20 protein-coding genes are annotated in these 16,185 nt (G+C 63.3%); 6 read left to right on the top strand and 14 right to left on the bottom strand.

Annotation, left to right across the window (positions count from 1 at the left end):
• Position 1: 1 nt before the first annotated feature.
• A complete protein-coding gene (locus tag NX775_RS16260; protein ID WP_258836954.1) occupies positions 2-469 on the top strand; it encodes a GNAT family N-acetyltransferase in 468 nt (155 codons plus the stop codon).
• A 15-nt stretch (positions 470-484) separates the two neighbouring features.
• On the opposite strand, the gene NX775_RS16255 is transcribed toward NX775_RS16260, so the two are convergent.
• The 3 genes from NX775_RS16255 to NX775_RS16245 form a co-directional block, all read right to left on the bottom strand.
• A complete protein-coding gene (locus tag NX775_RS16255; protein ID WP_258836953.1) occupies positions 485-688 on the bottom strand; it encodes a hypothetical protein in 204 nt (67 codons plus the stop codon).
• Positions 689-869: 181 nt separating this feature from the next.
• Positions 870-1,301, bottom strand: a complete 432-nt coding sequence (locus NX775_RS16250) for an FKBP-type peptidyl-prolyl cis-trans isomerase (protein WP_258836952.1) — start codon at positions 1,299-1,301, stop codon at positions 870-872.
• Positions 1,302-1,437: 136 nt separating this feature from the next.
• On the bottom strand, positions 1,438-3,315 hold the full coding sequence (locus NX775_RS16245) for a potassium transporter Kup (protein WP_258836951.1): 1,878 nt from the start codon (positions 3,313-3,315) through the stop codon (positions 1,438-1,440).
• A 166-nt stretch (positions 3,316-3,481) separates the two neighbouring features.
• Here NX775_RS16245 and rarD point away from each other — a divergent pair, with 166 nt between their 5' ends.
• Both rarD and ettA read left to right on the top strand, forming a co-directional pair.
• Positions 3,482-4,363, top strand: a complete 882-nt coding sequence (gene rarD, locus NX775_RS16240) for an EamA family transporter RarD (protein WP_258836950.1) — start codon at positions 3,482-3,484, stop codon at positions 4,361-4,363.
• Positions 4,364-4,468: 105 nt separating this feature from the next.
• Positions 4,469-6,136: an energy-dependent translational throttle protein EttA gene (gene ettA, locus NX775_RS16235; RefSeq protein ID WP_183554795.1), complete on the top strand. Its 1,668-nt coding sequence runs from the start codon at positions 4,469-4,471 to the stop codon at positions 6,134-6,136.
• A gap of 130 nt (positions 6,137-6,266) precedes the next feature.
• Here the strand turns inward: ettA and NX775_RS16230 are convergent, their stop codons facing one another.
• The 8 genes from NX775_RS16230 to NX775_RS16195 all read right to left on the bottom strand — a co-directional run bounded on the left by NX775_RS16230 (position 6,267) and on the right by NX775_RS16195 (position 12,167).
• Entirely contained in the window at positions 6,267-6,839 is a 573-nt protein-coding gene (locus tag NX775_RS16230) for a porin family protein (RefSeq protein ID WP_258836949.1), read from the bottom strand.
• A gap of 178 nt (positions 6,840-7,017) precedes the next feature.
• A complete protein-coding gene (locus NX775_RS16225) occupies positions 7,018-7,614 on the bottom strand; it encodes an alpha-ketoglutarate-dependent dioxygenase AlkB family protein (RefSeq protein ID WP_258836948.1) in 597 nt (198 codons plus the stop codon).
• Between the two features lie 57 nt (positions 7,615-7,671).
• The gene (locus NX775_RS16220) at positions 7,672-8,034 is read right to left on the bottom strand and encodes a hypothetical protein (protein ID WP_258836947.1); all 363 of its coding nucleotides are present in this window, start codon (positions 8,032-8,034) and stop codon (positions 7,672-7,674) included.
• Positions 8,035-8,156: 122 nt separating this feature from the next.
• The gene (locus NX775_RS16215) at positions 8,157-8,534 is read right to left on the bottom strand and encodes an MAPEG family protein (protein ID WP_258836946.1); all 378 of its coding nucleotides are present in this window, start codon (positions 8,532-8,534) and stop codon (positions 8,157-8,159) included.
• Positions 8,535-8,574: 40 nt separating this feature from the next.
• Complete coding sequence (locus NX775_RS16210; RefSeq protein ID WP_370660593.1) at positions 8,575-9,408, bottom strand: Rossmann-like and DUF2520 domain-containing protein; 834 nt, start codon at positions 9,406-9,408, stop codon at positions 8,575-8,577.
• A gap of 10 nt (positions 9,409-9,418) precedes the next feature.
• Positions 9,419-9,997, bottom strand: a complete 579-nt coding sequence (locus tag NX775_RS16205) for a DUF924 family protein (protein WP_258836945.1) — start codon at positions 9,995-9,997, stop codon at positions 9,419-9,421.
• Between the two features lie 48 nt (positions 9,998-10,045).
• A complete protein-coding gene (locus tag NX775_RS16200) occupies positions 10,046-10,312 on the bottom strand; it encodes a hypothetical protein (RefSeq protein WP_258836944.1) in 267 nt (88 codons plus the stop codon).
• Position 10,313: 1 nt separating this feature from the next.
• The gene (locus NX775_RS16195; RefSeq protein WP_258836943.1) at positions 10,314-12,167 is read right to left on the bottom strand and encodes an aminopeptidase P family protein; all 1,854 of its coding nucleotides are present in this window, start codon (positions 12,165-12,167) and stop codon (positions 10,314-10,316) included.
• A gap of 144 nt (positions 12,168-12,311) precedes the next feature.
• On the opposite strand from NX775_RS16195, the gene NX775_RS16190 reads away from it, so the two are divergent.
• Positions 12,312-12,908 (top strand): hypoxanthine-guanine phosphoribosyltransferase, encoded by a 597-nt coding sequence (locus NX775_RS16190; RefSeq protein WP_258836942.1) that lies wholly within the window; start codon positions 12,312-12,314, stop codon positions 12,906-12,908.
• A gap of 7 nt (positions 12,909-12,915) precedes the next feature.
• Here the strand turns inward: NX775_RS16190 and NX775_RS16185 are convergent, their stop codons facing one another.
• Positions 12,916-13,869 (bottom strand): NAD(P)H-dependent flavin oxidoreductase, encoded by a 954-nt coding sequence (locus tag NX775_RS16185; protein WP_258836941.1) that lies wholly within the window; start codon positions 13,867-13,869, stop codon positions 12,916-12,918.
• A gap of 88 nt (positions 13,870-13,957) precedes the next feature.
• The gene (locus NX775_RS16180; protein WP_183554821.1) at positions 13,958-14,152 is read right to left on the bottom strand and encodes a DUF1289 domain-containing protein; all 195 of its coding nucleotides are present in this window, start codon (positions 14,150-14,152) and stop codon (positions 13,958-13,960) included.
• 111 nt (positions 14,153-14,263) lie between these two features.
• On the opposite strand from NX775_RS16180, the gene NX775_RS16175 reads away from it, so the two are divergent.
• On the top strand, positions 14,264-14,743 hold the full coding sequence (locus tag NX775_RS16175) for a hypothetical protein (RefSeq protein ID WP_258836940.1): 480 nt from the start codon (positions 14,264-14,266) through the stop codon (positions 14,741-14,743).
• 145 nt (positions 14,744-14,888) lie between these two features.
• A complete protein-coding gene (locus NX775_RS16170; protein WP_258836939.1) occupies positions 14,889-15,983 on the top strand; it encodes an extracellular catalytic domain type 1 short-chain-length polyhydroxyalkanoate depolymerase in 1,095 nt (364 codons plus the stop codon).
• A gap of 4 nt (positions 15,984-15,987) precedes the next feature.
• Here NX775_RS16170 and NX775_RS16165 read toward each other — a convergent pair whose 3' ends face one another.
• Positions 15,988-16,137, bottom strand: coding sequence for a hypothetical protein (locus NX775_RS16165; RefSeq protein ID WP_258837402.1), 150 nt, complete (start codon positions 16,135-16,137; stop codon positions 15,988-15,990).
• Between the last annotated feature and the right edge of the window lie 48 nt (positions 16,138-16,185).

Below are 16,185 nucleotides of genomic sequence, written 5' to 3'. Positions count from 1 at the left end.
CATGACCTCCCCCAGCACCATCGACTGGCACTTCTCCCGCTTCGCCGACCTGACCCCGTTCGACCTGTATGACGTGCTGGCCGCGCGCCAGAACGTCTTCATTCTGGAGCAGACGTGCCTGTACCCGGACATCGACGGCTACGACCTCGAGGCGCATCACCTGCTCGGCTGGCGCGACGTGGACGGCAAGCGCCAGCTGGCCGCCTACCTGCGCGTGCTGGCGCCGGGCGCGAAGTACGACGAGATGTCGATTGGCCGCGTCATCACCACGCCGGCCGCACGCGGCAGCGGCGCTGGCCGCGCGCTGCTTGACCAGGGCATCGCGCATGCCGAAGCGCTGCACCCGGGCCACCGCATCCGCATCGGTGCCCAGCAATACCTGGAGCGCTTCTATGCGAGCTTCGGCTTCCAGACGGTGTCGGCGCCGTACGACGAAGACGGCATCATGCACATCGACATGCTGCGCTGAGCGCTTTTATACGTGTCAGGATGCCGCCACCCGCCCGGCGCCAAGCAGGATGACGGCGCCGGCCAGCAGCAGCCAGGCCGGTGGTTCATGGTGTCCCATGGGCCTGGTGGTAGCAACCACGCAGGCAGGCGCCAGCAGGGCCGGTGCGGGCATGGCGGCGCCAGATGAGGGCAGAACAAGGAACGGTAATGCGCCGAGGATCGGCAGGAAAGGCGGCATGGCGGGCTCGCGACAACAAAGTCCCGAGCATCGCCGATGGGCAAACGGCGCCCCGTGCGCCGGATCAGCCGTGCGCTCCGCCTCTGGTGTAGATGCCACACAGACGACGACCAGGGCACGGCCAGCCAACAAGCCAAGTAGGGTGGACGGGTTTGCCGTCCACGCGTTCAACATGCGTGGCTTACTCGACCTTGTTCAGCGTCACTTCAAACACCAGGCCCGCATTCGCCGGGATCGGTCCGCGGCCCTCGGCGCCGTAGGCCAGCGCCGATGGGATCAGGAGCGTGCGCTTGCCGCCGACCTTCATGCCCGCCACGCCCTGGTCGAAGCCGGTGATGGTATCGCGGCTGCCCACGGTGAACGCAAATTCGCTGGCTTCCTGGCGCGTGCCCTTGAAGTCGCTCGCCGTCGCGCTGTACAACCACAGCGTATAGGCAACGGTGACGCGCTTGCCGGCGACGGCTTCGGCGCCGGTGCCAACGACGGTGTCGGTCCTGGTCAGGGCAGCAGGGCTGCTCACGGCCGGCTTGGCGGGCGAATCATCGCTGCCACCGCCGCACGCGCTCAGGGCGAGCATGGCGGCAAAGGCGGCGATCAGGGGGAGCTTCATCATGGGACATCCTTGGCTGAAAAATTACACGAAATAGGTACGCGGAACCGGTATTGCGAAAGCCCGTACCTTATCGAATCAGCCATATGAAACTGTCCCGACTTTGTCTGAAAATTGTAGTTAAGCAAATTTTCACGCATCAAATTTCGATTTGCGTGCCCAGCTCGATCACGCGGTTGGTGCGGATCTGATAGTAGTCGGCCGCGCTGCGGGCGTTGCGCGACATTGCCACGTACAGGTGCTCGCGCCATGGCGCCATGCCGCCGCCCGGGGCCGAGATCACAGTCTGGCGCGCGATGAAGAACGACGTTTCCATCATTTCGAATTCCAGGCCCAGTGCGGCGCTGCGCTGCAGGATGTCCGGAATATCGGCCTCGTCCTTGAAGCCGTAATGGATATTGAGCTGGTAGCAGTTGTGGCCCAGGTCATTGATGACGATCTGTTCGTCCGCCGGCACCCACGGCTCTTCGCGCATGTGCACCGTCAGGAACACGACGCGCTCATGCAGCACCTTGTTGTGCGACAGGTTGTGCAGCATCGCGTGCGGCACGCCATCGCTTTCGCCGCGCAGGAAGATGGCCGTGCCGGGCACGCGCGTCGGCGGCGCCACGAACAGCGACTCCATGAACGCCTCCAGCGGAATCGCATGCTTTTGCAAGTTCTCGAACACCAGCTCGCGGCCCCGTTTCCAGGTCAGCATCAGGGTCAGCAGCACGGCGCCCATCAGCAGCGGGAACCAGCCGCCGTGGAACAGCTTCGTCGTGGTGGCGGCGAACAGCATGATGTCGATCGTCAGGAAGAAGCCGGTGGCCATCAAGCACATCCACAGCGGCAAGTGCCAGCGGTAGCGCGTGACGAAGAACGTCAGAATCGTCGTGGCCATCATGGTGGCGGTCACTGCAATGCCGTAGGCGCCGGCCAGTTCGTCGGATGAGCCGAAGCCGATCACGGCGATCAGCACGACCACCAGTTGCAGCCAGTTGACGGCCGGAATATAGATCTGGCCAATCTCGCTTTCGGACGTGTGCATGATGCGCATGCGCGGCAACAGGCCCAGCGCAATGGCTTGCTTGGTCATCGAATAGGTACCCGAGATCGTTGCCTGCGAAGCGATCACGGCAGCCATGGTCGACAGGATCACCAGCGGAATCACGCTCCACGCGCCGAGCTGATAATAGAACGGGTTTTCCACCGCGGCCGGCTGCATGATCAACAGGCCGCCCTGGCCCAGGTAGTTCAGGGTCAGTGCCGGATACGCGATCAGGAACCAGGCCCAGCGGATCGGCTTGGCGCCGAAGTGGCCCATGTCGGCATACAGTGCTTCGGCGCCGGTGATGGCCAGCACCACCGCGCCCAGCGCGATGAACGCCAGTATTTTATTTTCCAGCATGAAGTGCAGCGCATGCCATGGATTGAGCGCATTCAGGATCACCGGTGCTTCGATGATATTGACGATGCCCATTGCGGCCAGCACCAGGAACCAGACCGCCATCACGGGCCCGAAGAAGCGGCCGATGCCGGCCGTGCCATGGCGCTGCACGCTGTACAGGGCCACCAGCACCACCACCGCCAGCGGCACGACATACTGCGACATGCCGGGCGCGGCAACCTCGATCCCTTCGATGGCGCCCAGCACCGAGATCGCCGGCGTGATCACGCTGTCGCCATAGAACATCGTGGCGCCGATGACGCCGATGGCCAGTAGCGGGAAGCTCCACTTGGATGTACGCGGTATCGAACTGGTGGCCAGCGCCATCAGGGCCATGATGCCGCCCTCGCCGCGATTGTGCGCGCGCAGCACCAGGATCACGTACTTGAGCGAGACAATCAGCGTCAGGGCCCAGAAAATCAGCGAAATGATGCCGAGGATATTCGGCGTATTGAGCGGCAGGCCGTGGTCTTCGTCGAACACCGCGCGCAACGTGTACAGGGGGCTCGTGCCAATGTCGCCATAGACGATCCCGACCGCTGCCAGGGTAAGGGCCGCCAGGCTGCTTTTCTTGTTATCTGAGGTCAAGAGTCACCATCGCTGTTGTATTGGTGCGGCGCACCAAAAAATGAAGTGTTGGAATTGCAAGAAGATTCGGTTGTGCATCATACACCTGTGTAAAACCGGCGGCGCGCCAGCAGCGTGCCAGGTATTCAGTGATAATGTCGGCCCTGCAACCTCGCCCCTCCTCCCCATGCGTTCCGGCATTATTTACGCGGCCCTGGCCTTCTTCTGCTGGGGCCTGTTCCCCATTTATTTCCACGCCCTGGGCGAGGTGCCGCCGCTGCAGATCCTGGCGCACCGCATGCTGTGGTCACTGGCCTTCCTGCTGGTGTTGCTATTGCTGCGACGCGACTGGAAGTGGCTGCAGGTCGTGCGCCAGCCGCGCGTGTTCTTCAGTTTCGTGCTGTCCGCCCTACTGCTCAGCGCCAATTGGCTCGTGTATATCTGGTCGGTGATGAACCACCATGTGATCGAGGCCAGTCTCGGCTACTTCATCAATCCCCTGGTCAATATCGTGCTGGGTTATCTGATCCTGAAGGAACGCATGCGCCCGCTGCAGTGGGCTGCCATCGGCGTGGCCGCACTGGGCGTGGCCTGGCTGACCTGGCAGGCCGGCACGGTGCCGTGGATTGCGCTGTTTCTGGCGCTGTCGTTCGGCGGCTATGGCTTGCTGCGCAAAACGGCCGCGCTTGGTCCGCTCGAGGGATTGTCGTTCGAGACCATCGTGCTGTTTCCACTGGCGGCCGGCTACGTGATCTGGCTGACGGTGCAGGGCCAGAACGTGTTCATCAATACGGCGTCGGACACCACGCGCTGGCTGTTGATCATGGCCGGCCCGCTCACCGCGATCCCGCTGCTGCTGTTTGCCACCGGTGCGCGCAAGATCCCGCTGTCGATCCTGGGCCTGTTGCAATACCTGTCGCCGACGCTGCAATTTTTGCTCGGCGTGTGGTTGTTCAAAGAAGCGTTCTCGGCCGATCGCCTGGTCGGCTTCGCGCTGATCTGGAGCGCGCTGGCGCTGTTCGCCGGGGAAGGATTGCTGCGCCGGCAGCCAGTTGTCGCCAAGGCTTGAAGGGGCGTATCTGGGGCGCATGCGGCGCAGATTTGCCAAGAAATCCTGTGTCGGCTGCAGGTTCTGTCGTATCCTGTGCACCTCGAACAACACCAGAGTACAAGCATGGCCAATTACGTCTATACCATGAACCGCGTGGGCAAAATCGTCCCACCGAAACGCCAGATTCTGAAGGACATTTCCCTGTCCTTCTTCCCGGGCGCCAAAATCGGCGTGCTGGGCCTGAACGGCTCGGGCAAATCGACCCTGCTGAAAATCATGGCCGGCATCGACACCGACATCCAGGGCGAAGCCCGTCCGATGCCGGGCCTGAACATCGGCTACCTGCCGCAGGAACCGCAGCTCGACCCCGAAAAAACCGTGCGCCAGGAGGTGGAATCGGGCCTGGGCGAAGCGTTCGAAGCGCAAGCCAAGCTCGAAGCGGTGTACGCGGCCTACGCCGAAGAAGACGCTGATTTCGACGCGCTGGCCAAGGAGCAGGAACGCCTGGAAGCGATCATCTCGTCGTCCGATGGCGGCAACCTGAACCTGCAGCTGGAAATGGCAGCCGATGCGCTGCGCCTGCCGCCGTGGGATGCAAAAATCGCCGTGCTGTCGGGCGGTGAAAAGCGCCGCGTGGCGCTGTGCAAGCTGCTGCTCTCGAAGCCCGACATGCTGCTGCTCGACGAACCGACCAACCACCTGGATGCGGAATCGGTCGAGTGGCTCGAGCAATTCCTGCTGCGCTTCCCGGGCACCGTGGTCGGCATCACCCACGATCGCTACTTCCTCGACAATGCCGCCGAATGGATCCTGGAACTGGACCGCGGCAGCGGCATTCCATGGAAGGGCAATTACTCGTCGTGGCTGGACCAGAAGCAGGCGCGCCTGAAGCAGGAAGAATCGACCGAATCGGCCCGTCAGAAAGCACTGGCGAAAGAACTCGAATGGTCGCGCCAGAATCCAAAGGCACGCCAGGCCAAGTCGAAAGCCCGCCTCGCGCGCTTCAACGAACTGTCCGAGTACGAATACCAGCAGCGCAACGAGACGCAGGAGATCTTCATTCCCGTGGCCGAACGCCTGGGCAATGAAGTCATCGAATTCAAGAACGTTTCGAAAGCCTTTGGCGACCGCCTCCTGATCGACAACCTGTCGTTCACCGTGCCGCCAGGCGCGATCGTCGGCATCATCGGCCCGAACGGCGCCGGTAAGTCGACGCTGTTCAAGATGATCACCGGCAAAGAGCAGCCGGACAGCGGCGAGGTCAAGATCGGCCAGACCGCGCGCGTGTCGATCGTCGACCAGCACCGCGACGAACTGGCCAATGCCAAGAGCGTGTTCGAGGACGTCTCGGGCGGCGCCGACATGCTCAGCGTCGGCCGTTTCGAAATGCCATCGCGCGCCTACCTGGGCCGCTTCAACTTCAAGGGCTCGGATCAGCAAAAGATCGTCGGCAACCTGTCCGGTGGTGAGCGCGGCCGTCTGCACCTGGCCAAGACGCTGCTGCAAGGCGGCAACGTGCTGCTGCTCGATGAACCGTCAAACGATCTGGACGTCGAAACCCTGCGCGCGCTCGAAGACGCCCTGCTCGAGTTCGCTGGTAGCGTGATGGTCATTTCCCACGATCGCTGGTTCCTGGATCGCATCGCGACCCACATTCTGGCGTTCGAGGGTGATTCACAAGTGACCTTCTTTGACGGTAACTATCAGGAATACGAAGCCGACAAGAAGAAGCGTCTGGGTGAAGAAGGCGCGAAGCCAAAGCGGATTCGTTACAAGCCACTCACGACCTGATCGCAGCACTGACGATACAAACGCAAAAAGCCCGCCGATTGGCAGGCTTTTTTATTGGCGGGTACAAATTGAGCTCCCAGCACCCATGAAAAAAGGCCCCGAAGGGCCTTTTTTTCAAGCTACGTTCTGCTTAGAACGAGTATTTCGCGCCGATGGTCAGTGCGTTTGGACGCACGCCGAAGTCACGGGTGCCGCCGAAACGCTCGTATTCAGCGATCACAGCCACGTCCTGGTTGATGTTGTACTGAACACCCAGGGCGCCGTAGGCGTTGTTGTCGCTTTCGCGACGGCTCAGCGACGAGTTGATTGCCGACAGTTCGTTCACGTCATGCGACACGCCCAGCTTGGCGTAACCAACCAGCTTTTCGGTCAGCGGCGAGCTGAACTTTGCTGCAACATAGGTCGAACGGCCATCGACCACGCCGCTGGAAGCAACTGGGCCCAGGGTGTAATAGATGTCGGCGCTACGGAAATCGGTGTGACCGACTTCAACAGCCCAGTTCGGGGTGAACTCGTAGCCACCGAACAGCTTGGCCGATGCCTTGATGGTATCGATGTCGGCAGTAGTTGCGCCCGGTACGCGGGACTCATAGTCGGTAGCGACTGCACCGGCGCCAACGTAGGCGCGCGGGGTGAATTCTTGGGCCTGGACAGCCGACACAGCGGCGGTGGTGGCGAGCAGGGCGACGATCAGCTTTTTCATCTCTAATTCCTCTTTTTGTTCATCTAGTTCGTGATTCACAATGAATCGCGATAGGGTTCAAGATAACACTGTCGAAAGATCAAGTCCGTCGCGATTCCGTAAGAACTGTAAGAAAGTGTAACTAAATGACCCATCAGTAAGTAATATTTGCTACAGGATAAGCGATATTTCTTACTAATTAGACGATGTTCCTGAAAGTTAGATTTATTCTGGCTTGTAACGATTTTGTCATCTTATTGATTCCATGCAACCAATATTGTTGCGTATCGCCCGCCATCAACAGCAGGCTGCCATCGGTCAGCGCGATGCGAACCGTCTGTTTGGTGCGTTTGTGCTTGAGAATAAAAGTGCGTTCCTCACCAAAACTGAGTGACGCGATCGCAGGTCGGACGCCCAGTTCGGGCTCATCGTCGCTGTGCATGCCCATGCTGTCACGCTCGTTACGATAATAGTTCAGCAGAACGCTGTTGAATGTATGGCCTGTCGCGGACTGGACGGCATCATGCAAGACCCTGAGCAACGGCGTAAAGGGGGTCGCCTGCAACAGCAAGCCGGAATAGCCATACGCCTTCTCGCCATACCACGCACTCAGCCGGGGTTGCAGATGCCGTTTGCCATACACGACCACAGTCTCTTCGCGCCAGTCGGTCTCGGTCAACAGGCGCGCGAAGACATCGGCATTGGGCCAGGGCAGAGGCAATTGGGCCATCCACGCCAGTTCACCATCTTCGAGCGGCAACGGGAGCAGGCCCGGTTGCGGTGCAAATAAATCCATCAACGATCATCACGCCAGACATGGTGAAGGCCACCATCGCGCGCATTCTCGCACGGTTTACGCGTAAGCTTCCGCCAGGCTCATGATACGTGGCTCGATCTTGATGCCGACATTGCCGAACAAGGCGTCGAGCGACGCCAGATTGGCGCTGCACTCGTCGGACTTCCAGCCTTTGAACAGGTCGGTGCCATCTTTCTGGAAATGCAGCTCCAGCACCTTGCCCTTGTCGCGGTGCACATAGTTCTGCTGATGAACACTCTGGAAGCCCAGCTCGGCAAGACCGGCGAGCACGGTATGCGGCGGGTTGTCCGGATCGGTGGCGAGGAACACACCGAAGGTCTTGCCTGGCGGCTTGGCCGCGACGTCTACTTCGTAAATCCCAGGCGCCTTGGTGGCGTTCGTACTTTTCAAAAACAGCATCACGGTGCTCCTGGCGCGCTAGTGACCCGTGAGGTAGTTCACGGATCGCTTTTTAGTTAATCAGTCTGCCAGCATATTTCCATATGGGAACTTTGTCGACCAAAGTTTTCGCTTTATCCGGTTTACCGCATGACCAGGCCAAAAACTGTGGCGCCAATCAACGCGGCGCTGGCCAGCATGCTCACGATGAAGCCGATTTCGCGCTTGGCCGGATCGCGGTAGTAACCCAGCCCATACAGAATACGCCCCACGCACCACACCAAGCCCCCGGCAGCCGCCCACACATCACCCAGGAACAGGGCGCACAGCCACAGGGGCACGAGCACCAGCGGCAGCATTTCCAGCGTGTTCATCTGGACGCGATGGGCACGCAAAAAGCCTTCGGGACCATCCATCGACGGGGCCGGCACCTTGAACTGGATGCGGGCGCGTGCAGCATTGCCCCAAGTCCAGAAATAGACACCAAGAACGGCGAGCGTGGCCCAGGTGGTGAAGATCATGGTGTTCCTTTGCGATGAGCGTCGTGAAACGTTGTGGTGATCAGGTGGCGCCGTGCTTGCGCCGCGCCAGGTCGGTCGTGAGCGGCACCAGCGCACCGTACAGGCGGCCCGTGGCGTCGTCCCAGTCCAGCAATGCCTGTTCTTGCCGCGCCACGGTGGCAAGGTCGCCACGTGCGACGGGGCCGCTGAGCGCTGCGGCAGGCCCGAGGCGAAACACATTGGCGAGCGTCTCGGTGGCCAGCGGTTGCGCCAGTTCGCGCGCCACCGCTTCGGGAATCCCGGCGGCCTGATAGGCGCGCAGCGCCGCGTCGAGTACCGTGGTCAGGTAGTTCGACGCGAACACGGCGGCTGCGTGATAAACCGTCTTGGCCGCGCCGTCGATCGGCACGAGACGCGCGCCGATGGTTTCGAACGCTGGGCCCAGCAGCGCCAGCGCCGCCGCGTCACCTTCGACGCCGCAGAAGGTGCCGGCGAAATCACGTGCCACCTGCTGCGGATCGGCGAAGCTGCGGATCGGATGCACGCTGGCCACCAGGGCGCCGCCGGCACGCGCCACCTGCAGCGCGGTCGACGCTTTCGCGCCGCTGCAGTGGAACACCACCGCGCCAGTCAGGTCATGCGCCTGCGCCAGCTGCGCGGCGACGGGCTCGATCTGATCGTCGCTCACCGCCAGCAGCCAGGCATGCGCCGGGCGCAGCTGCGCAACATCGGCACAGGCATGGCCGGCGCCGATGAACGCCACCGCCGCCTGCGCGCTGGCGGGCGAACGGGTCAGCACATCCTGCAGCGCAAACGCGCCGCTGGCGGCAAACAGGCGCCCCAGCACGCGGCCGACATGGCCTGCGCCGACCAGGTTCAGCGTCGGGGTCAGCATCGATATCACGTCAGAAACCGGCGCCGGGTTTGCTCAGATAGTCGAGTTCTTCGGGTGTCGAGGCGCGGCCGAGGATCGGATTACGGTGCGGGAAGCGGCCGAAACGCGCGATCACGCCGCGGTGGCGGTGCGCATAGTCGAGGGCTTCGTCGAAGCCCTCGTGGTCGGCGGCCAGCGCGGTGAACTGGTCGACCGCGAGCTGCTGCATGCCGGCGTCTTCGGCGTGCTCGAACGGCATGTAGATGAACTGGCGCTCGATGGGGGCCAGCGCCATGTGCTCGCCGGCGTCGACCATCTGGCGCGCCGCGCTCAATGCCAGCACATCGCCGGCGAACGATTCCGGCGCGCCGCGATACACGTTGCGCGTGAACTGGTCGAGCACCAGGATGCGCGCCAGCACGCCGCGCGCGCCCTGCTCGTCCCATTCGCGCAGGCCGCCCGCAATCGCGTGCGTGATCGTCGTGCCGAAGCGTTCGCGGATGACCGCGTCGAATGCGGGGTCCTTGCGGTACCGCTCGGCGCGCGCCTTGCCATGGTCAGGATGGGAAGCTGGCAGAAACCAGAAATCGAGAACTTCTTGTGCGTGCATGGATGAATTCCATTGATATTGTGATGGTGAAGCAGGCCGGTACGCCGCTCAGGCCGCCGGCTTCTTGCGCACCAGCTGCTTTTCGAACTTGATGTCGTTCTTGCTCATGCGCGGCTGCTCCTGCGGCCCCAGGCCCTTGACGAAGGTGACGAAGTCGTCGAGCTCCATCGGTGCGCACAGCGGCGGGCTGCCGGGCGCTTCGGACAGGTAGAAATGGCCATCGCCGGTGCGCGCCATCGAATACAGCGGATTGCCGGTGCGCTGCTTGAGACGGTCGACCGCGCTGCTGGCGCGTGTGGAACGGGAACTTGCCATGTCAGATTGCCTCCGTGCGCAGCATGAGCCACTCGAACGCGGCGCCTTCGACGTGGGGCGTCAGGCGCGCACGCACAGTGGCGTGGTAGTCGTTGAGCCAGACGATTTCGTCGGGGCGAAGCAGGGAACGATCGAGGCAGCGGGTGTCGATCGGGCAAAGGGTGAGCGTCTCGAAGGCCAGGTATTCGCCGAATTCGGTCTTGTTTGCGGCGACATTGAGCACCAGGTTTTCGATACGGATGCCCCAGCGGCCCGGGCGATAGATGCCCGGCTCGATCGACGTGATCATGCCCGGCTCCATCGCGGTGTGCGGGTCCGGCGGCACGGCCGGCGAAATCGTCTGCGGGCCTTCGTGCACGTTCAGGAAGTAGCCGACGCCGTGGCCGGTGCCGTGGCCGTAGTCGATGCCGGCGGCCCAGATCGGGGCGCGTGCGATCGCGTCGAGCAGCGGTGCGCGGGTGCCGCGCGGGAAGTGGGCGCTCGACAGCGCGATCAGGCCTTTCAGCACCAGCGTGTAGTCGCGCCGCTGGTCGGCGCTCGGCGTGCCGACCGGGATCACGCGCGTAATGTCGGTGGTGCCGCCCAGGTACTGGCCGCCCGAGTCGATCAGCAGCAGGCCGTCGCCTTCGATTGTGGCGCAGGTAGCCGCTTCAGCGCGGTAATGCATGATCGCGCCATTGCTGTTGAAGCCCGCGATGGTCGAGAAACTCGCGCTGACGAAGTTCGGGCGGCGCGCGCGGGCGGCGGTGATGCGCGTGTCGATATCGACTTCGTTGATTGCACTACGATTTGCGTCCGCCAGCAGCGGCTCGAGCGCGGCAAAGAATTCGCACAGCGCCGCGCCATCCTGCTCCATCGTGGCGCGCACGTTGACGGCCTCGCTATCGAGCTTGCGCGACTTGGCAAATGTGGTCGGGTTGATCGCCTCGACCACGTTCACGCCGCTGGCCACGCTCGCGCGCATGCCGGCCGTGACGCGGCGCGGATCGAGCAGCAGCGTCGCGCCTTCGGGCAGCGCTTCGAGCGCATGCACGGCGTTTTCGTACGGCGCCAGGTGCACGTCGTCCGCTTCCAGGCGCGCACGTACGTCAGCCGGCACCTTGCCTTCGCCGACGAACAGCGTGGCGTCGCCACGGCCAATCAGCGCATGGGCCAGGAACACGGGATTGAAGCTGACGTCGGCGCCGCGCAGGTTGAACAGGTAGGCGATGTCGTCGAGCGTCGAGACGAAGTGGAAACCGGCGCCATGCGCTTCCATCGCGGCGCGCGTGGCCTGCAGCTTGTCGGCGCGGGTGGCGGTGGCAAACGGCGGCAGGTGCTCGAATACGGCGTCGGCCGGCAGCGCCGGGCGCTCTTGCCAGACATCGTCCAGCAGATCGAGATCGGTGCGCAGCACGACGCCTCTGGCCTGCAGCGCGTCGGCCAGCAGGCGTGCACCGGCCAGACCCAGCACGCGCGCATCGACGGCGGCGGTCTGGCCGGCGGCCAGGTTGGCGGCGAGCCAGTCGACGTGCAGCTGGCTGGCCGCGCCCGGGATTTTCATCAGCGCGATGTCGGTGCCGGCGAGTTCGGTTTCGGCCTGCGTGAAATAGCGGCCATCGGTCCAGACGCCGGCAAATTTCTCGGTGGCGATGAAGGTGCCGACCGAGCCCGTGAAGCCGGACAGCCATTCGCGGCCCTTCCAGTGACCGGGCAGGTATTCCGACAGGTGCGGATCGCTCGACGGCACGATGACGGCGTCAATGCCGTGGCGCGCCATGGCGGCGCGCAGCTGCGCGAGGCGGTCGGCGCGGACAGTTTGGGAAGCGAGGGAAGCGTCAGGAGAAGTGCGGGCTTGTTCGGTGGCGTCGGACATGGGCGGAGGCGTCGATTGGTTTTCCAAGCTGCGTATGATACGCCCCATTTGGCGCCGCCGACATACGCGGGGCGCCCCAACCGGAACACCCTCCAGCCCGGGGATCACGCATAATGACGCGGCATCCACCAGACATAGAGACCCATGCTCGATTTTCATCATGAGCGCGCCCGCGCGCTGTTGGCGAACGCCACGCAGATCGTCACTCCGACTGAAGTCCAGGCCGCTGTTACCAGCGTCGCCGACCAGCTCAATGCGCGCTTTGCCGCGCCAGGCGCCACCGAGTTCCCGCTCGTGCTGGGCGTGATGGGCGGCGCGGTCGTGTTCACCGGCACCCTGCTGCCGCAACTGGCCTTCCCGCTCGACTTCGACTACATCCACGTGAGCCGCTACGGCGACGATGACCGTGGCGGCGAATTGGTATGGAAAGTGATCCCGCGCCAGAACGTCGCGGGCCGCACGATTTTGCTGGTCGACGACATCCTCGACGAAGGCGAGACGCTGGCCCACGTCAAACAGCGCCTGCTGGACATGGGCGCAGCCGAAGTGATGGTCGTCGTGTTTGCCGACAAGGACCTGGGCCGCGCCAAGCCGATCACGGCCGACCTGATCGGCTTGAGCTTGCCGAACAAGTTCGTCGTCGGCTTCGGGATGGACGTGTATGGCTACTGGCGCAATCTGCCGGGCCTGTGGACGATCCGGCCCGAAGATTTGAAACAGCCCGAGGCGCCAGCAGCCTGAGCGTTTTTTAAAGCGCGAGGCGCGCGCGCGCCGCCATGTATTCGGCGGTCAAGCGCACGACCATGTCGGCCACCGTCGGCACGTCGTCCATCAGGCCGACGCCCTGCCCTGCGCCCCAGATGTCGCGCCAGGCCTTGGCGCTGCCCGAGCCAAAGCTCATCTTGCTCTTGTCCGATTCGGGCAGGTTGTCCGGGTCCAGCCCGGCCGCGACGATCGATTTTTTCAGGTAGTTGCCGTGCACGCCCGTAAACAGATTCGTGTAGACGACGTCGGCCGCCGTCGATTCGACGATCGCATCGCGGTAGTCGTCGCTGACGTTCGATTCTTTCGTCGCCAGCCAGCGCGAACCGATGTAGGCAAAGTCGGCGCCCATCGCCTGCGCGGCCAGGATTGCGTCGCCCGTGGCAATCGAGCCGGACAGCGCGATCGGTCCCTTGAACATCTTGCGGATTTCGCCTACCAGTGCGAACGGCGACAGCGCGCCTGCATGACCACCAGCGCCAGCGGCCACCAGGATCAGGCCATCGACGCCCGCTTCCAGCGCTTTCTCGGCGTGGCGGATCGAGACGATATCGTGCAGCACGATGCCGCCGTACGAATGCACAGCGTCCATCATCTCGCGCGGCGGTGCGCGCAGCGACGAAATGATGATCGGTATCTGGTGCTTGACGCAGACTTCGACGTCATGCGCCAGGCGGTCGTTCGACTGGTGGACGATCTGGTTGACGGCGATCGGGCCGACCTTCTTGCCCGGATTGGCTGCTGCGTAGTCGGCCAGTTCACGCTGCAGGTCGGTCAGCCAGACATCGAGCATCTCGGCCGGCCGGGCATTGAGTGCCGGGAACGAGCCAACGATGCCGGCCTTGCACTGGGCTGCCACCAGCGCGAGTCCGCTGGCAATGAACATCGGCGAAGCGATGACAGGAAGGGACAGGTCTTGCAGCGCGGCGGGCATCGTCATGGAAGCTCTCGGTGGTGGATGGAGGATGGGCCTGATTATAGCCCTGAAAAAAGTACGACCGTGCTAGATTCCTGCCTCTAAACGAGCGTTACTGCCAGTCGATCTCGCCTTCGCGGCGCCGGATCTCGGCCCAGATCGCGCGTTTGGCATCGTCCGTGGCCGTGCCCCAGGCGACGATTTCATCGATGGTGCGCAGGCAGCCCTGGCACAGGCCCGTCTCGGGGACCATCTGGCAGATATTGATGCAGGGGGACGGTACGGGGGTTTGCAGTTCGGGAGCCATCGTTCGCAGTGGTGACAAATAAAGTGGCATTATCGCGCGGCTTGCAGCCCAGCGCCGTGTGTTGCCTGTCTTTTACTATACTGGGGCAACGCCACTTTGCACGAGGTGCCCATGAAATTGCACGATGTTCTCCTGGCTGGCTTGTTGGGCCTGTCCACGGCCGCCTCTGCCCAGACGCTGTCTCCCGACGGCTACGGCAAGATCGGATTCGGCCAGCGGCTGAGCGCCGTCGAGCGCCAGCTGGGCCAGCGCGCCGCGCCCCGCCCGGCCGACCCGGCCTGTTCGATGGTGACCTTCAAACGGTATCCCGATGTGCGCTTCATGGTTGAAAACGGCGTGATCACGCGCGCGGACGCCAACCGGATCGTGCGCAACAGCGCCGGCATCACGGCGCGCATGTCGGTGAAGGATGCGCAGCGCCATCGCCCGGCGTTGAAGGTCGGGCCGCATAAATACGACGAGAACGGCCAGTACCTGACGCTGGCGCAGGGCAAGAACAAGGCGCTGATCTTCGAAGCGAGCAAGGGCAAGCTGCAGCGCATGCGTGCAGGCATCAAACCGGCGGTGGAGTACGTGGAAACCTGTGGTTGAGCATGCGTTGGCGCTCGATGTCATCACAAAGATCAATGTTCCGTATCTAACGCAGCAGCATATATACGGGCCGTTCGGCAACGCTGGCAAGGTTCGTGTAAGCTCATGGCCTGAAATTGGTGCACTGCACAAAAAAAGGAATGCCATGAAACTCAACCGACTCATGCTGGCGCAAATGCGCAGCGCTACCCGAACGCTCTGGCGCTCGGGTCCGGTGACCCCTGGCGCAGCAGTGCGGCAAGCGATGAGCAACGTCAACGCGTTGCACCGGGTCGCCCGACAACAGATGCGTGACTTCACGCTGACGGTAACGCCAACGGAATCCGCGCCGCAGTCCGCGCCAGCCCCTGCTGCTGCCGCCGCCACGCCTGCGGCCGCGCCCGCAGCAACGGCCAGCGCGCCACTGACCGGCACTTTCATCGCCGGCAGTCATACAAATGCCGCTGGCACGCGTGACTACAAGCTCTACGTCCCAGCGAGCTACACGGATGGCCCCGCGCCGCTGGTGGTGATGCTGCACGGCTGCACGCAGGACCCCGACGACTTCGCTGCCGGCACCGGAATGAACGTGCTGGCCGAAGAGGTCGGCTGCCTGGTGCTGTACCCGGCGCAAAGTAAAAGCGCCAACCCGTCGCGCTGCTGGAACTGGTTCAATGCCGTCGACCAGCGCCGCGATGAAGGCGAGCCATCGCTCATCGCCGGCATGACGCAGGCGATCATGGACACCTACAGCGTCGATGCGAGCCAGGTGTATGTGGCCGGCCTGTCGGCCGGCGGCGCGATGGCCACCATCATGGGCACGCTGTATCCCGACCTGTACGCCGCCGTCGGCGTGCATTCGGGTTTGCCGTTCGCCTCGGCCAATGATTTGTCGTCGGCCCTGGCAGCGATGAAGGGTGATTTCCGGCGCAGCCAGCTCGAGAACCAGCCATTGCCGGTCATCGTGTTCCATGGCGACCGCGATACGACGGTCCATCCGGCCAATGGCGAAGAAGTGGTGGCGCAAGGCGCACGCCATTTGCCGCAGCCGGGCACGACCGAACCGGGCAACGTGCCGGACGGCCATGCCTACACGCGCACGCTGTATCCGGCCACCGATGGCACCGTGCAGGCAGAACACTGGCTGGTGCATGGCGCCGGCCACGCGTGGTCGGGCGGCCAGGCGCAGGGCAGCTATACCGACGGCAAGGGGCCTGACGCCAGCCGCGAAATGATGCGCTTCTTCCGTACCCAGCGCTAAGTTGTCAGACGGGCGCGGCAGATGGAGGCTGATCCTGCGCGGCAATGTGGGCGCGCAGACATGCCGGACACCAGCAGCCAACCGCTTCCTGTGGCACCGCCACTGCCGGCGGCAACGCCGTGCACCAGCACGGCGCGCTGTCGCCGTCGGCCATGGCGCAGCTGAACGGGGCGCCGCAGCGCGTGCAATGACTCATGGTCTC

Origin of the sequence: Massilia aurea (assembly GCF_024753205.1) — a bacterium.
Classification (GTDB): Bacteria; Pseudomonadota; Gammaproteobacteria; order Burkholderiales; family Burkholderiaceae_D; genus Telluria; species Telluria aurea.
Note: the sequence above shows the minus strand (reverse complement) of the source record. Positions and strands in the feature narration are given on the sequence as shown.

Excerpts from the sequence above, each read along its gene's own strand:
- NX775_RS16260 (WP_258836954.1), top strand. The coding sequence starts at position 2 with ATGACCTCCCCCAGCACCATCGACTGGCACTTCTCCCGCTTCGCCGAC.
- NX775_RS16255 (WP_258836953.1), bottom strand. The coding sequence starts at position 688 with ATGCCGCCTTTCCTGCCGATCCTCGGCGCATTACCGTTCCTTGTTCTG.
- NX775_RS16250 (WP_258836952.1), bottom strand. The coding sequence starts at position 1,301 with ATGATGAAGCTCCCCCTGATCGCCGCCTTTGCCGCCATGCTCGCCCTG.
- rarD (WP_258836950.1), top strand. The coding sequence starts at position 3,482 with ATGCGTTCCGGCATTATTTACGCGGCCCTGGCCTTCTTCTGCTGGGGC.
- ettA (WP_183554795.1), top strand. The coding sequence starts at position 4,469 with ATGGCCAATTACGTCTATACCATGAACCGCGTGGGCAAAATCGTCCCA.
- NX775_RS16230 (WP_258836949.1), bottom strand. The coding sequence starts at position 6,839 with ATGAAAAAGCTGATCGTCGCCCTGCTCGCCACCACCGCCGCTGTGTCG.
- NX775_RS16225 (WP_258836948.1), bottom strand. The coding sequence starts at position 7,614 with ATGGATTTATTTGCACCGCAACCGGGCCTGCTCCCGTTGCCGCTCGAA.
- NX775_RS16220 (WP_258836947.1), bottom strand. The coding sequence starts at position 8,034 with ATGCTGTTTTTGAAAAGTACGAACGCCACCAAGGCGCCTGGGATTTAC.
- NX775_RS16215 (WP_258836946.1), bottom strand. The coding sequence starts at position 8,534 with ATGATCTTCACCACCTGGGCCACGCTCGCCGTTCTTGGTGTCTATTTC.
- NX775_RS16210 (WP_370660593.1), bottom strand. The coding sequence starts at position 9,408 with ATGCTGACCCCGACGCTGAACCTGGTCGGCGCAGGCCATGTCGGCCGC.
- NX775_RS16205 (WP_258836945.1), bottom strand. The coding sequence starts at position 9,997 with ATGCACGCACAAGAAGTTCTCGATTTCTGGTTTCTGCCAGCTTCCCAT.
- NX775_RS16200 (WP_258836944.1), bottom strand. The coding sequence starts at position 10,312 with ATGGCAAGTTCCCGTTCCACACGCGCCAGCAGCGCGGTCGACCGTCTC.
- NX775_RS16195 (WP_258836943.1), bottom strand. The coding sequence starts at position 12,167 with ATGTCCGACGCCACCGAACAAGCCCGCACTTCTCCTGACGCTTCCCTC.
- NX775_RS16190 (WP_258836942.1), top strand. The coding sequence starts at position 12,312 with ATGCTCGATTTTCATCATGAGCGCGCCCGCGCGCTGTTGGCGAACGCC.
- NX775_RS16185 (WP_258836941.1), bottom strand. The coding sequence starts at position 13,869 with ATGACGATGCCCGCCGCGCTGCAAGACCTGTCCCTTCCTGTCATCGCT.
- NX775_RS16180 (WP_183554821.1), bottom strand. The coding sequence starts at position 14,152 with ATGGCTCCCGAACTGCAAACCCCCGTACCGTCCCCCTGCATCAATATC.
- NX775_RS16175 (WP_258836940.1), top strand. The coding sequence starts at position 14,264 with ATGAAATTGCACGATGTTCTCCTGGCTGGCTTGTTGGGCCTGTCCACG.
- NX775_RS16170 (WP_258836939.1), top strand. The coding sequence starts at position 14,889 with ATGAAACTCAACCGACTCATGCTGGCGCAAATGCGCAGCGCTACCCGA.
- NX775_RS16165 (WP_258837402.1), bottom strand. The coding sequence starts at position 16,137 with ATGGCCGACGGCGACAGCGCGCCGTGCTGGTGCACGGCGTTGCCGCCG.